13 protein-coding genes are annotated in these 14,047 nt (G+C 63.5%); 5 read left to right on the plus strand and 8 right to left on the minus strand.

Annotated features, from left to right (window positions below; translation table 11 throughout):
• Positions 1-279 precede the first annotated feature (279 nt).
• The 3 genes from FHR27_RS13645 to FHR27_RS13655 form a co-directional block, all read right to left on the minus strand.
• Positions 280-636 carry a PilZ domain-containing protein gene (locus FHR27_RS13645; RefSeq protein WP_042552053.1) on the minus strand — a complete coding sequence of 119 codons (357 nt, stop codon included), beginning with the start codon at positions 634-636 and terminating at the stop codon, positions 280-282.
• Between the two features lie 61 nt (positions 637-697).
• Positions 698-1,123 (minus strand): DUF4124 domain-containing protein, encoded by a 426-nt coding sequence (locus FHR27_RS13650; protein ID WP_042552054.1) that lies wholly within the window; start codon positions 1,121-1,123, stop codon positions 698-700.
• 30 nt (positions 1,124-1,153) lie between these two features.
• Positions 1,154-1,531, minus strand: coding sequence for a tetratricopeptide repeat protein (locus FHR27_RS13655; RefSeq protein ID WP_042552055.1), 378 nt, complete (start codon positions 1,529-1,531; stop codon positions 1,154-1,156).
• A 188-nt stretch (positions 1,532-1,719) separates the two neighbouring features.
• Between FHR27_RS13655 and FHR27_RS13660 the strand changes: the two genes are divergently transcribed.
• Both FHR27_RS13660 and pyk read left to right on the plus strand, forming a co-directional pair.
• Positions 1,720-2,628: a universal stress protein gene (locus FHR27_RS13660; protein WP_179538823.1), complete on the plus strand. Its 909-nt coding sequence runs from the start codon at positions 1,720-1,722 to the stop codon at positions 2,626-2,628.
• Positions 2,629-2,699: 71 nt separating this feature from the next.
• Entirely contained in the window at positions 2,700-4,151 is a 1,452-nt protein-coding gene (gene pyk / locus FHR27_RS13665) for a pyruvate kinase (protein ID WP_042552057.1), read from the plus strand.
• Between the two features lie 81 nt (positions 4,152-4,232).
• Here the strand turns inward: pyk and FHR27_RS13670 are convergent, their stop codons facing one another.
• A complete protein-coding gene (locus tag FHR27_RS13670) occupies positions 4,233-5,171 on the minus strand; it encodes an iron-sulfur-binding ferredoxin reductase (protein WP_042552058.1) in 939 nt (312 codons plus the stop codon).
• Positions 5,164-6,291 (minus strand): GGDEF domain-containing protein, encoded by a 1,128-nt coding sequence (locus FHR27_RS13675; RefSeq protein WP_042552059.1) that lies wholly within the window; start codon positions 6,289-6,291, stop codon positions 5,164-5,166. Before FHR27_RS13675 ends, FHR27_RS13670 begins: the two co-directional genes overlap by 8 nt.
• Before the next feature lie 196 nt (positions 6,292-6,487).
• On the opposite strand from FHR27_RS13675, the gene FHR27_RS13680 reads away from it, so the two are divergent.
• Both FHR27_RS13680 and FHR27_RS13685 read left to right on the plus strand, forming a co-directional pair.
• The gene (locus tag FHR27_RS13680) at positions 6,488-8,011 is read left to right on the plus strand and encodes a fumarate hydratase (protein ID WP_042552060.1); all 1,524 of its coding nucleotides are present in this window, start codon (positions 6,488-6,490) and stop codon (positions 8,009-8,011) included.
• 173 nt (positions 8,012-8,184) lie between these two features.
• Positions 8,185-8,469, plus strand: a complete 285-nt coding sequence (locus tag FHR27_RS13685) for a hypothetical protein (RefSeq protein WP_179538824.1) — start codon at positions 8,185-8,187, stop codon at positions 8,467-8,469.
• A 595-nt stretch (positions 8,470-9,064) separates the two neighbouring features.
• Here FHR27_RS13685 and FHR27_RS13690 read toward each other — a convergent pair.
• The 3 genes from FHR27_RS13690 to FHR27_RS13700 form a co-directional block, all read right to left on the minus strand.
• Positions 9,065-11,473, minus strand: coding sequence for a TonB-dependent siderophore receptor (locus tag FHR27_RS13690; RefSeq protein ID WP_179538825.1), 2,409 nt, complete (start codon positions 11,471-11,473; stop codon positions 9,065-9,067).
• Positions 11,474-11,576: 103 nt separating this feature from the next.
• Positions 11,577-12,557, minus strand: a complete 981-nt coding sequence (locus tag FHR27_RS13695) for a FecR family protein (protein ID WP_179538826.1) — start codon at positions 12,555-12,557, stop codon at positions 11,577-11,579.
• Positions 12,554-13,141 carry an RNA polymerase sigma factor gene (locus FHR27_RS13700; protein WP_042554539.1) on the minus strand — a complete coding sequence of 196 codons (588 nt, stop codon included), beginning with the start codon at positions 13,139-13,141 and terminating at the stop codon, positions 12,554-12,556. Before FHR27_RS13700 ends, FHR27_RS13695 begins: the two co-directional genes overlap by 4 nt.
• Positions 13,142-13,297: 156 nt before the next feature.
• On the opposite strand from FHR27_RS13700, the gene FHR27_RS13705 reads away from it, so the two are divergent.
• Positions 13,298-13,972 (plus strand): DUF1028 domain-containing protein, encoded by a 675-nt coding sequence (locus FHR27_RS13705; RefSeq protein WP_042554538.1) that lies wholly within the window; start codon positions 13,298-13,300, stop codon positions 13,970-13,972.
• Positions 13,973-14,047 lie beyond the last annotated feature (75 nt).

A 14,047-nucleotide genomic window follows, 5' to 3' on the forward strand; every position in this document is an offset into this window, starting at 1 on the left:
TTAACGGCCCTAGTATCAATCACAACGGCACCTTTAAGCCGCGCCTAGCTGAGCCAGCCATTCGCAAATAATTAAAAAATCATTTATATCAACAAGTTAATAGGGTGGCGCGGCACATTCCAACAACCAATCGCCACTAATGCTTACAGACGGTGTAAGCAAAGACTTACACACGCACGAAGAAAAGCTGAATAACGGCACCAGAGCCATGCCAGCCAGTGCTGGTTCTGCGCGTTGTATTGAACAGACAGAGAATTGCTGCAAGCGTTCAGCCACTGGTCAAACCGACGCAGCGAGGGGATGGAAACTGAAGTAGTAGCGCAAGGCCTCGACCATCTCGACGTATTCCGCTGGCGGTGCAGTCAGCGCGAACCCGGAATCGAAGCCGCCAGGCGTGACATCCTCGCGGCACCAGAGGCAGGTCGCACTGAAGTCGATGTGCCGCAGTGCATCCGGCCCGGGGATTTTCAGGCGCATGTCGAAACAGCCGCCCACCAATACCGGCAGCTGGCTGATCAACATCAGGCCATCCAGCGAGACATTGCCCAGATGACCGATCGGTTTGTCGGTAAAGGCATTGAAGACGTTGAGGTAGTACGGCAGCTGGTGCCGTTCTATATGGCGATTGGCATTCATAATGGCGAAGCGCTATGAGTGTCGGTTGAGTATGGCGGCAGTGCGGCGAGCTGACCAGCCCTCAATTACACCGCTCGGATAACTGGCTGCGCAGATAATCACGCCCCGCATCCAGCTCCTGATCACTGTAATAGCGGCGCTCGCCATCGTCGCCAGGTCGGTAGTAGCGGCGTCCCTCGGGCATCGAGGCCAGACGGTTACGCAGCGTCGTGCACTCTTTCGCCCTCTCGCCCTGCAGTTGCTTGCGGGCTTGAGAGGCCTGAGCCTGCTCGTCGCGTCGGGCCTGAAAGTAACGTTCGCTGCGCTGCTCGCGCTCCCGGGTAGCGGCATCGCGCTCGACCACCTGCGGGCGGACGTCCACCACGTCGGCATCCGCCGCCAGAGGTTGCTGCCCGTAATGCACCTGCCCGCGCTCATCCACCCAGCGATAAACCTCCCCGAACGCCAGCGTGGGCAGTAGAAGAAGCAGGCAGATACCTATGCGCATCACGACAATCCCCAGTCGATATTCGGGCCGTCAAAGCGCTCGAGCAGGCGATACCTTGGCGGGCTCCGGCAAACCATGATGACCGAGCTGGCGCAGGGTTTCCAGCCGTGCTCGGGCACGGAACGCGTATTCACTGGTGGGATAGCGGCCAATGATGAACTGGTAGGTCTGCGCCGCGTCGATGTACAGGTTCTGCCGCTCCAGGCACTGGCCACGCAGCAGGGAGATTTCCGGCTGGATGTAGCTGCGCGAGCGACTCGCGCGCTCGGCCTGCGACAAATAGAGCAGCGCATCCTCGCACTCGCCCAGATCGTAGGCCTGATAGGCCTTGTTCAGATGATGATCGAGGGACATGCGGGTACACCCGCCAACGACCAGAACACAGCACAGCAGCAACAGAATACGCATGGGTTTCTCCTCCAATGAGCAGCGTATCGGCGAGGCCGCGGAAAACTGAACAGCGGTAACATGCTGCATTGCGTTATCGCGCTGCACGGCTCGGACAAGTGGGCTCGATCTTCTAAGCTGATTCAGGTCAAGGCACCTCATCGGACGATGGGGTGCAATGCTGCCTAATTACCCTGCGAGGTCGACCCATGAAACTCGAAAAGCTCCTGGTCGTGATCGACGCCAGCCAACCCAGTCACCCGGCCCTCGAGCGTGCGGTCTGGCTGGCCCGTGGCACTCAGGCTCGGCTGCATGTGCTGCTGGTGGAGTATAGCGCCGCGCTGGATGGCAGCCTGCTCGAGAACAGCCTGCAGAACAGAGCTCGCGACGCGCTGCTCGAGCAGCGAGGAAAATGGCTGGAGGAGTTGCTCACCCCGTTGCGTGACGAAGGCCTGCCGCTGCAGCAGGAAGTACGCTGGGGCAAGCGCCTGCATGAAACGGTGCTCGAAGCGGCTGCCGAGCTGCAGCCGGATCTGGTGCTCAAATCCGCCGCCCACAACAACCTGCTGCGCCGTCTGCTGCTGACCGACAGTTGCTGGCAGTTGATGCGCCACTGCCCGTTTCCGCTATGGCTGGTGCATCACGCCGAATGGCGCGGGCGCAACCTGTGCACCGCCGTCGATCCACTGCACAAGGACGACAAGCCCGCCGCACTCGATCATCACCTGATCGACACCAGCCTGGCGCTCTCCTCCGCGCTAGGCCTGCATGCCGACATCGTGCACTGCCATGCGCCAATGCCACGTACGCTGCTCAACAATACCGAGTTGCTGGCCACCTACCAGCAGTACGTCAGTGACGACGCGCAGCAGCACCACAAGGCGTTCGACGAGCTGGTCCGCCAGCACGGCATCGCCCCGGAATCGGCCCACCTGCTCGAAGGCGCGCCGGAAAACATGCTGCCGCGCTTCGTGCGCAAGCACGAAATCGACCTGCTGGTGATGGGTGCCATCGCCCGAGGCCGCCTGGACACCATTCTCATCGGCCACACCGCCGAGCGCCTGCTCGAATCGGTGGACTGCGACCTGCTGGTGGTCAAGCTGTCTGCCGAAAAGTAGTGCAGAGGAACAATGACTACAGCGCTGCGGCGTAGTAGCCTCGCGGTCTGCTTCAATTAAGGAGTCCGCGCATGACCGCTCGCCGCACCAAAATCGTCGCCACCCTCGGCCCAGCCAGCAATTCACCGGAAATGCTGGAACAGCTGATTCTCGCAGGGCTGGATGTCGCTCGTCTGAACTTCTCCCACGGCTCGCCCGAAGATCACAAGGCGCGTGCCAAGCTGGTGCGGGACATCGCCGCCAAGCACGGTCGCCACGTCGCCCTGCTGGGCGACCTGCAAGGGCCGAAGATCCGTATCGCCAAGTTCGCCAACAAGCGTATCGAGCTGAAGGTCGGTGATCGCTTCACCTTTTCCACCAGCCATCCGCTGACCGATGGCAACCAGGAAGTCGTGGGTATCGACTACCCGGATCTGGTCAAGGATTGTGGCGTCGGTGACGAACTGCTGCTCGACGATGGCCGTGTGGTCATGCGTGTCGAAACCACCACCGCTGACACCCTCAACTGCGTCGTGCTGATCGGTGGTCCGCTGTCCGACCACAAAGGTATCAACCGCCGCGGCGGTGGCCTGACCGCGCCAGCCCTGACCGAAAAGGACAAGGCCGACATCAAGCTCGCTGCCGAAATGGACCTGGACTACCTGGCCGTTTCCTTTCCGCGTGACGCGGCGGACATGGAATATGCCCGTCAACTGCGTGACGAGTCCGGCGGCAAGGCCTGGCTGGTCGCCAAGATCGAACGCGCCGAAGCTGTAGCGGACGACGAAACCCTGGACGGCCTGATCAAGGCCAGCGACGTGGTGATGGTTGCCCGTGGCGACCTGGGCGTGGAAATCGGCGACGCCGAGCTGGTGGGCATTCAGAAGAAGATCATCCTGCACGCACGCCGCCACAACAAGGCAGTGATCGTTGCGACCCAGATGATGGAGTCGATGATCCAGAACCCGATGCCGACCCGTGCGGAAGTGTCCGACGTGGCCAACGCCGTGCTCGACTACACCGATGCGGTCATGCTCTCGGCAGAAAGCGCCGCCGGCGCCTACCCGCTGGAAGCCGTGCAGGCCATGGCGCGCATCTGCCTCGGCGCCGAGCGTCACCCGACCGGCAAGAGCTCCAGCCACCGTATCGGCAAAACCTTCGAGCGCTGCGACGAAAGCATCGCCCTGGCAGCCATGTACACGGCCAACCACTTCCCAGGCGTGAAGGCGATCATCGCCCTCACCGAAAGTGGCTACACGCCGTTGATCATGTCGCGCATCCGCTCCTCGGTGCCGATCTACTCCTTCTCCCCGCACCGCGACACCCAGGCGCGTTCGGCGATGTTCCGTGGCGTGTACACCATCCCCTTCGATCCGGCGGCCCTGCCACCAGGCGAAGTCAGCCAGGCTGCAGTGGATGAACTGCTCAAGCGTGGCCTCGTCCAGCAAGGCGACTGGGTCATCCTGACCAAGGGCGACAGCTACCACACCATCGGTGGCACCAACGGCATGAAGATCCTGCATGTCGGTGACGCGCTGGTCTGATCACCAGCGGCATCCACCAGAAGGCCCGCGTTCGACGCGGGCCTTCTGGTTTCTGAGATAGGCGTCGGACTGCGTAGCCGCTCAGGCGTGAGGCAGAAACAGGTCGGAGAACAGCTGGCTGCGCGGCAGCCCGGCAAGGTAGAGGCGTCGAGCGATGGCATCAACGCTGTCAGGGCCACCGCAGGCCAGCACGATGGTCTGCCGTGAGCCAGGACGCAGCGCCGCCAGAGCATCGGGCAGCGCTGCCGCCTCGATCAGGTCGAGCTGTATGGCGGGATGACGCGCGGCCAGTTCGAGCAACGAGCCAGCCAGGTAATGCTCGCGAGTCGAGCGCGCCACATGCATGACCCGGATCGGCCCCTGATGAGCTTGGCGCAAGGCCTCGCGCAGAATGGCGTACAGCGGCGCAAGGCCGGTTCCGACACCAAGCAGCCAGAGCGGCCGGGCCTGCCAATCCGGATCGTAGTGCAGCGCCCCGCCACTCAAGGTGCCCAGGCGCAAAGGCTCCCCGACCCTGAATTGCCGGGCCGCATCGCTGAACGCTCCCGGCTGACGACAATCCACGTGAAATTCGAGAAAGCTGTCTTCCTGCGGCAGGCTGGCCAGCGAATACGGCCTGGCGATACCGTCGGCCGTCCACAGCAGCAGATGCTGCCCTGCACGGTAGCGCATGGCCTGCTGCGGTAACAGGCGCAAGCGCAACACATGCTCGCTCAGCCAGTCGCACGCCTGGATCCGTGCAGGGATGCCATCGCGTCCGGGGTCGAATAGCTGGATCTGCAGATCATCGATCACTCGGCACTGACACGCCAGGCGCCACCCCTGCTCCCGACGCGCCGGATCGAGGGCCTCGGGCTTGGCATCCAGCGGCTCGCCGGCCAGGCAGCGCACCAGGCATGCCTGGCAACTGCCGGCGCGGCAACTGTAGGGCACGGCAATGCCGGCGCCGAGCAGCGAATCGAGCAGGTTACTTGCAGGGTCGACGCTCACGCGCCGCTCGCCGACCAGCAGGTCAGGCATCCGCCTGTTCCCAGGTCGAGGCGCAGCGGTTGCGCCCGGTACGTTTGGCCTGGTACAGCGCCTGATCAGCACGGTGCAGGGCTTCATCGAGGTCGTCGTGCATGGATACCAGGGTCATCCCCACGGACAGGCTGAGGTTGTGCACTTTAACACCTATCGGCTCGGCCTCGCTGAACGCCACCCGCAGCCGCTCGCAGCAGGACAGGAAGGCATCCGCATCGGTATTGGGCACCAGCAGCACGAACTCCTCGCCACCGTAACGGGCGATGATGTCGCCGTCGCGCAGGCAGGCCGTGGCAATCCCCGCAAATGCCTGCAACACGCGGTCGCCCGCCGCGTGGCCATGCCGGTCATTGATGTTCTTGAAGTGATCGAGATCGATCAGCGCCAGCCCATGGCGCCGCTTGGCTCCCAGCCCTTCCAGCTCCCGGGCGGCCAGACGCAGGAAATGACGGCGGTTGCACAACCCGGTGAGTTCGTCGGTGGCCACCAGATCTTCGAGCTGGCGCATCATCCCGCGCAGGGTTTCCTGATGCGCCTGCAACGCGAAACGACGCTGCCGCATGCGCTGACGCATGCTCTGCATATAAGAGGCGAACAGGCTCAGCCAAAACAGCACGAGACCCAGCGCGCAGACCTGCAGCGTAGCCAGACCGGGATCGCGCATGCGCATCTGGTAGGCGTCGTACAGGTTGATGAGCACGAACCCCAGGAACGCCAGACCGGCACAGCGAAAGAACACCCTCGGCGGCAGCTGGAACAGGCCGAACAGCAACGACATGGGATAGATCAGCAGCAGGCTGCCGCGCCCTTCGTCGAGCATGGCGACCATAGCGGTCATCAGGCCCAGACCTACCAGTACCTGCGCCTCGGTGAGGCTGGGGTCGCGAAAGGTCAGATTGCGGCCCGACATGAACAGGGCGAAGAACAGCGACTGACTGACGACGGCAATACCCAGCAGCCCTGCGACCGAGCTGCCAGAAGCGCTGAAAAGGTCGTGATAATAGGCAATCCCTGCCAGCGCAGCGATCATCAGATAGGTAGCCACAGCCATGCCGAAACGCTTGATCAGCAGATTCTGTAACGTACGTTGGGTCAATCGACGGTTGCTTGGGATCATGGGCTCCGTCCCATACTGGCAACTAGCCGCCACTCTACCCGCGCGCCGTGAAAAAGCCTAGCGACGCTTCGCGTTATCGCCGCTGGGCCCTGACGGGTGTCCCAGGCGTCGGCCCCGCGGTATACTGCCGCGCCTTTTAGAACGCGCCGGCCATGTTCCGGCGCCCAAGTTCCTGCCCTATAAGGGAGCGCCCCGCATGACCGTGATCAAGCAAGACGATCTGATCCAGAGCGTCGCCGACGCCCTGCAATTCATTTCCTATTACCATCCCGTCGACTTCATTCAGGCCATGCACGAGGCATACCTGAAGGAAGAGTCGCCTGCCGCCCGCGACTCCATGGCGCAGATTCTGATCAACTCGCGCATGTGCGCCACCGGCCACCGTCCGATCTGCCAGGACACCGGCATCGTCACCGTATTCATCAAGGTGGGCATGGATGTGCGCTGGGATGGCGCCACCATGGGCGTCGACGACATGATCAACGAAGGCGTGCGCCGCGCCTACAACCTGCCGGAAAACGTCCTGCGCGCCTCGATCCTGGCCGACCCGGCCGGTGCCCGCAAGAACACCAAGGACAACACCCCGGCGGTGATCCACTACTCCATCGTGCCCGGCGACAAGGTCGAGGTCGATGTCGCAGCCAAGGGCGGCGGCTCGGAGAACAAGTCGAAGATGGCCATGCTCAACCCGTCCGACTCGATCGTCGACTGGGTACTCAAGACCGTCCCGACCATGGGCGCTGGCTGGTGCCCGCCTGGCATGCTGGGCATCGGCATCGGCGGTACTGCCGAAAAGGCTGCGGTGATGGCCAAGGAAGTGCTCATGGAGCACATCGACATCCACGAACTGCAAGCCCGTGGCCCGCAGAACAAGATCGAAGAACTGCGTCTTGAGCTGTTCGAGAAGGTCAACCAGCTGGGCATCGGCGCCCAGGGCCTGGGCGGCCTGACCACCGTGCTCGACGTCAAGATCATGGATTACCCGACCCACGCGGCCTCGCTGCCGGTATGCATGATCCCCAACTGCGCCGCGACCCGTCACGCCCACTTCGTGCTCGATGGCAGCGGCCCGGCCGAGCTGGAAGCACCGGACCTCTCCGCCTACCCGGAAATCGTCTGGGAAGCCGGTCCGTCGGCGCGGCGCGTCGACCTCGACACCCTGACCCCGGAAGACGTGCAGAGCTGGAAGCCGGGCGAGACCATCCTGCTCAACGGCAAGATGCTCACCGGTCGCGACGCCGCGCACAAGCGCATGGTCGAGATGCTCAACAAGGGTGAAGAACTGCCGGTCGATCTGAAAGGCCGCTTCATCTACTACGTGGGCCCGGTCGACCCGATCGGCGACGAAGTGGTTGGCCCTGCCGGCCCGACCACCGCCACGCGGATGGACAAGTTCACCCGTCAGATCCTCGAACAGACCGGCCTGCTGGGCATGATCGGCAAATCCGAGCGTGGCCCGACCGCGATCGAAGCGATCAAGGACAACAAGGCCGTGTACCTGATGGCCGTCGGCGGCGCCGCCTACCTGGTGGCTCAGGCGATCAAGAAGTCCAAGGTGCTGGCGTTCGCCGAACTGGGCATGGAAGCGATCTACGAGTTCGACGTGAAAGACATGCCGGTCACCGTCGCCGTCGACAGCAACGGTGAGTCGGTACACATCACCGGCCCGGCGATCTGGAACAAGAAGATCGCCGAAAGCCTGGCGGTGGAAGTGCAGTAAGCATCGCCCCGCGGTAACCAGAAGCCCGGCCAAGTGCCGGGCTTCTGCGTTTCTGGGGAAGCCCTCGATCGAATCGCCCGCGAGCGGGCTCCTACGCGTTCGCGTGGATGCCAGGGCCATGTAGGTGCCCGCTTGCGGGCGATGCGATGGTGGCCATTCAGCAAGATCGCGGTATGGCTGCCATTCGCCGGCAAGCCGGCTCCTACGCGTTCGCGTGGATGCCAGAGCCATGTAGGAGCCCGCTTGCGGGCGATGCGATGGTGGTCATCCTGCACAATCGCGGTATGGCTACCAATCGCCGGCAAGCCAGCTCCTACGCGTTCGCGTGGATGCCAGAGCCATGTAGGAGCCCGTTTGCGGGCGATGCGATGGTGGTCATCCTGCACAATCGCGGTATGGCTGCCAATCGCCGGCAAGCCGGCTCCTACACCATCGTGTGGATACCAGACACCGCGTAGGAGCCCGCTTGCGGGCGATGCGATGGTGGCCATTCAGCAAGATCGCGGTATGGCTACCAATCGCCGGCAAGCCGGCTCCTACGCGTTCGCGTGGATGCCAGAGCCATGTAGGAGCCCGCTTGCGGGCGATGCGATGGTGGTCATCCTGCACAATCGCGGTATGGCTGCCAATCGCCGGCAAGCCGGCTCCTACGCGCTCGCGTGGATACCAGACACCGCGTAGGGGCCCGCTTGCGGGCGATGCGATGGTGGCCATTCAGCAAGATCGCGGTATGGCTACCAATCGCCGGCAAGCCGGCTCCTACGCGTTCGCGTGGATGCCAGAGCCATGTAGGAGCCCGCTTGCGGGCGATGCGATGGTGGCCATTCAGCAAGATCGCGGTATGGCTACCAATCGCCGGCAAGCTGGCTCCTACACCATCGTGTGGATACCAGACACCGCGTAGGAGCCCGTTTGCGGGCGATGCGATGGTGGTCATTCAGCAAGATCGCGGTATGGCTGCCATTCACCGGCAAGCCAGCTCCTACGCGCTCGCGTGGATACTAGACACCGCGTAGGAGCCCCGCCCTCGGGGCGAAGCGATTGTGGACGCGCTCAGAACTCCAGGGTGCTGGAGAGTTGCAGTTGACGCGGCTCGCCAATGGACACGTTGAGACTGTTCACCGACGAACTGTAGTAGGTCTTGTCGAACAGGTTCTTGGCGTTGAGCTGCAAGCGCAGCTTGTTCTCGCCCAGGCGCGTCTCATAGCTGGCGAAGGCATCGGCAACGGTATACAACGGCAACGTGAAGGTGTTGTCGGAGTCCCCCTGGCGATCACCAACATAGCGAGCCCCCGTGCCCACTCTGAGGCGATCGCCGCCGAGCAGCGCACCAAGGTCATAGACGGCAGACAGCGAAGCGCTTTGCCTGGCGACGTTCTGCAGTTGATTGCCTTTGATCGACGGATCCTTGGTCACCTCTGCATCGGTAAAGGCGAACGTGCCGATCAGGCTGATACGATCAGTGAGTTGGCCAGTGAGATCCAGCTCGACGCCCCGCGAGCGGACTTCCCCCGCCGCTCGGCGATAGCCCTCGAGATCGAGAACCGAAACGTTCTCCTTGACGATATCGAACAGCGCCAGGGTACCGGTGATGCGCCCGGGCATATCCAGTTTGGCCCCCAGCTCCCAGCTCTTGCCCTCCTCCGGCGCCATCTCGTTGACAGAGCCGATGCCGCTTTGCGGTGCAATCGTCGAGTTGGGCTTGAAGGATTCACTGTAGCCACCATAGAGCGACAGCTCGTCGTTGAGCTTGTAGACCAGGCCGACACGCGGCATCCACAACTGGCCGTTGATGTCGGTGTTCTTGTTGAACGGCCGCCCACGCCCGGCAAGCTGGTCATATAGCTGATAACGGGCACCAGCGACGAAGATCCATTGCTCGTTGAGGTGGATGGAGTCCTGAATGAAGGCCGACTGAGTGACCACTCGATCGGTTTGGTCGCTGTCGCTGGCAACCACCGTCGTGGGCACCGGGTCGAGCCCGTAGATAGGCTGGTTGTAATCGAGCCGGCGCGTGGTTGTCTGTCGAATCAGATCCTCGCGGTAGAACTTGCGGTACTCGTGATCCACGCCCATCAGCAGATCGTGCCGCATACCGCCCAGCTCGACCCTGCCGTCTAGGTCGAACGTCGCGAAGTGCGAGGTGCTGACCGCGCCACGTGTGCCATCCAGACGGCGCCCTACGGTGCCGTTGCTGGTATTCACACTGGTCACCCGCGCCTGGTAATCGTCATAGGTATCGCGGTTGTAGCTATAGGCGAAATGGGCCTTCCAGTCATCGTTGAGCTGGTGGGAGAGGTCGAAGATGCTCAGGTTGGAACGACCTTCGGTGACGTTGTAAGGCTCATCCAGACGACGTTCGCTGGGAATGTCGAGCGGCTTGCCATTGACGAACACCGTGCCCCGGTCGAAAGGCACCGAATACTCGCGGTACTCGTGGCTGAGGGTGACGGTGGTGTCTTCGCCGTACCAGGCCAGCGAGGGCGCGAAGGTCTTGTCGCGATTGGTGCCGAAGCTACGCCAGTAGTCGGCGTCGTCGTAATCGGCGATCAGCCGATAGGCCAGGCCGGTTTCGCCCAGTGGGCCGGTGAGGTCGAGGGTGCCGCCACTGCCGTTCTTGCCATGGCCAAAGGTCGAAGCCCGGCCGGTGATGGCGCGGTAGCTTTCCAGCTGAGGTTTCTTGCTGACCACATTGATCACGCCGCCCGGATCGAGAATGCCGTAGAGCATCGACGACGGCCCCTTGAGCACCTCGACGCGCTCGGCGGTGGCGGTGAAATTGCGGCCCTGGATGGTACGCATGCCGTCACGCAGGATGGAACCATCACGGTTGTCACCGAACCCGCGCTTCATCACCGCATCGAGCGTGCTGCCCAAGGTATTGGACTGGGTGATGCCACTGACGTTGACCAGGGCATCATCGAGATTCTGTGGCTGCTGATCCTGCAGCACCTGCGCCGGCACCACCGCGACGGCCTGGGGAATATCCAGCAGTGGCGTGTCGCTGCGTGTCAGCGAGGTGGTTTCGGGTGGCTGATAGCTGTAGGCCGTGGTGCGTTGCGACTGAATGTTCACGGCGCCCAGATTCACTGCGCCATCGGCAGGCACTGCCTGCAGCGTGATGGTGCCGGCGCCCGCTCGCGCGAAGGTGAAACCGGAGCCGGCCAGCAAGCGGGCCAGCGCCTGCTCGACGCTCATGCGCCCCTGCAGTGCCGAGGCCTGCACGGCGTATGGCGCTTCGTCGGTATACACCACGTTGAGGCCGGTGGTTCGGCTGAACGCATCGAGCGCCTGCGGCAGCGGCTGCGCCGGTATGGCGAACGCATAGGTCGCCGCCTGATCGGCCACGGCCTGGGCCAGCGCCGGCGGTGCCAGTGGCAGCATCCCCGTGCTCAGCAGGAGGGCCGCCAGGCCGACATGTTTCAAGGTGGCATCCTGCCGACGCATGGTGCGGTGATTCATGGCTTTCATCATCCCAGGTGCTGGTTCTCATTGCGAAAAAGTCGCATTCAAAGCAGTACACGGATGCCGATGGGGTTTACCTCACCCTCCAGCGAAAATATTTTCAGCGCAGGATGATCAGGCGTCCCAGCACAGTGTGCTGCTGGAAGCCGACGACGCCCTGCAGGGCATCGAGAATCGCCTGGGGATCCTGGCTGGCGAAGCTGCCACTGACCCGCCGCTCGCGCAGGTCATCGTTGAGCAGCACGATGCGCCCCGGGTGATAGCGGCGCAGTTCGTCGAGCACTTCGCCCAGCGGCGTACGGTAGAAGCTCAGACGGCCGTCACACCAGGAAGTCAGCGCTTCGGCATCGACACTGCGCAACTTGCCGCTGACGCCATCGGCAAAACTCAGTTGCTGATCGGCGGTGAGCACCCGCGGTGCCTCCAGTGGCCCACCACGAACGGCCACCCGGCCCTGCAGCACCGAGACCCGGGCGCCATCATCGAACCGGCGCACTTCGAAACGCGTGCCGAGCACCCGTGCCTCGCCACCGGCGGCGGCCACGGTGAAGGGAATATCGCCCGGCACCACACTGAAATACGCCGCACCACGCCGCAGCTCGACATGCCGCTCGCCCGCGCCATACTCGACGGCGATGGCGCTGTCGGCATCCAGCACCACGGTGGAGCCATCGCTCAATGTCACGCTGCGCACCTGCCCGGGTGCCGAGACCATGTCCGCGCCCAGGTCATCGACCCAGCGCAACGGCTGCCACCCGCCTCCCCAGACCACCAGCAGCAGGCAGGCGGCCAGCGCCAGTGCCGAGGCCCAGTACGGGCGGCGGCTCGACGGCGGGCGCAGGTACTGCTGCAAGGCGGCGGCCTCTTCCTCGGCCAGGCGCTGGGCAGCCGGGCGGCTCAGGTGCCAGAGCGACTGCATGCGCACGAAGGTATCGACATGCTCGGGCGCGGCGGCCAGCCATTGCTCGAAGGCCATCTGTACCTTGTCGCCCGGCTGGCCCTGCAGACGGCCGAGCCACAGCCAGGCGTCCTGTTCGATGCGCGACAGTGACTCCTCCTGTATGTATGACTCGTGGCTCATGGCGCGACGCTTCCGTGTGAGTGGCTGGCCGGCGTGTCGATGACGCTGGCCTTGCAGGCTTCCAGGGCGCGCATCATATGTTTTTCCACGGCGCTCTGGGAAAGCGCCATGCTGCGGGCGATCTGCCCATAGGTCTGACCGTGAATGCGATTGAGCAGGAAAATGTGCCGGGTTCGCTCCGGCAGCCCCCGCAGCGCGGCCTCCACACGGCGCAGATCGCTGCCCGCTTCCAGGGCGGCATCCGGTGAGACGCTGGTGTCATTACGCTGCTCGGACAGCAGTCCGGCTTCGTTACGGCTGCGCGCGCCCTCGCTGCGCAAATGGTCGATGGCCAGGTTGTGGGCGCTGCGAATCAGGTAGCTGCCCATGTCTTCGAGCGGCGCACTGGGCCGTCGCCAGAAACGCAGGAACAGCTCCTGCACCAGATCCGCCGCAGTTGCCCGGCAACCGACGCGCCGCCGCAACACCGCTTCCATCTGTTCACGACGGGCGAGAAAGGTGCGCAGGAAAGCATCGCGCTGTACCGGCTCCGTCGCGGACGGATCGGGCTGGCGAGGCTCGAGTGAAGACGGCTGGTCGACCATGAAGTGGGGTTGCTCGTGACGATGCGCCAGAGGCGTGGCAGCAATCAGGCGAATGATAATGCTTATCAACAAATACCGATAGCGTTGCGACGACCGACAAGCGGAACGATCGCGACCGGTCCGCGGCCTAAGGCACATGCGCATAAAGGAGCTGCCATGACTTTTTCCATCGTTGCCCGCTGCCCCAGAACCGGCCAGTTCGGCGTTGCCGCCGCTACCGCAATGCCCGCCGTCGGCAAGCTGCTCAGCCACGCCGCCGCAGGTGCTGGGGCGGTGGCGACCCAGGCGCAGGTCAATCCCTACCTGGGCCTCGACGGGCTGGCATTGTTACGCCAGGGCCATTCAGCCCCCGCAGCACTTAAACGGCTGATGGATACCGACCCGTGCATGGAACTGCGTCAGCTGGCGTTGATCGACCGCGAGGGGGACAGTGTCTGCTGGACGGGTGATCAGTGCATTCCCTGGGCGGGTTCGCTATCCGGTGAACAGTTTTCCGTGCAGGGCAATCGCCTTGTCGGGCCGCAGGTGCTGGACGCCGTGGCCGACGCCTTTCGCCATGGCGAGGATCGGCCGCTGGTCGAACGGCTGATCCATGCCCTGTCCGCCGGTGATGCCCGTGGCGGTGACCGCCATGGCGAATCCTCGGCGGTGATCTATATCGTCGACCGCGAGGAGTACCCGCTGTGGGATATCCGCGTCGATCATCACCTCGATCCGGTCGCCGAGCTGTGGCGCCTGCACGGCGTATTCGCGCGCGAAGTGCTGCCGGAGATACTCGCCATGCCGACCCGCGAGAACCCTGCCGGCAAGGCTGCCGAAGATGCGGTCTGAAAGATCGCCACAACGCTGACTGGCCCCCTGTTCCCCTGTACAGGCTAAGGTGTAAACCATCCCCTTCCCATGGAG

This window comes from Pseudomonas flavescens, assembly GCF_013408425.1.
GTDB classification, from domain to species: domain Bacteria; phylum Pseudomonadota; class Gammaproteobacteria; order Pseudomonadales; family Pseudomonadaceae; genus Aquipseudomonas; species Aquipseudomonas fulva_A.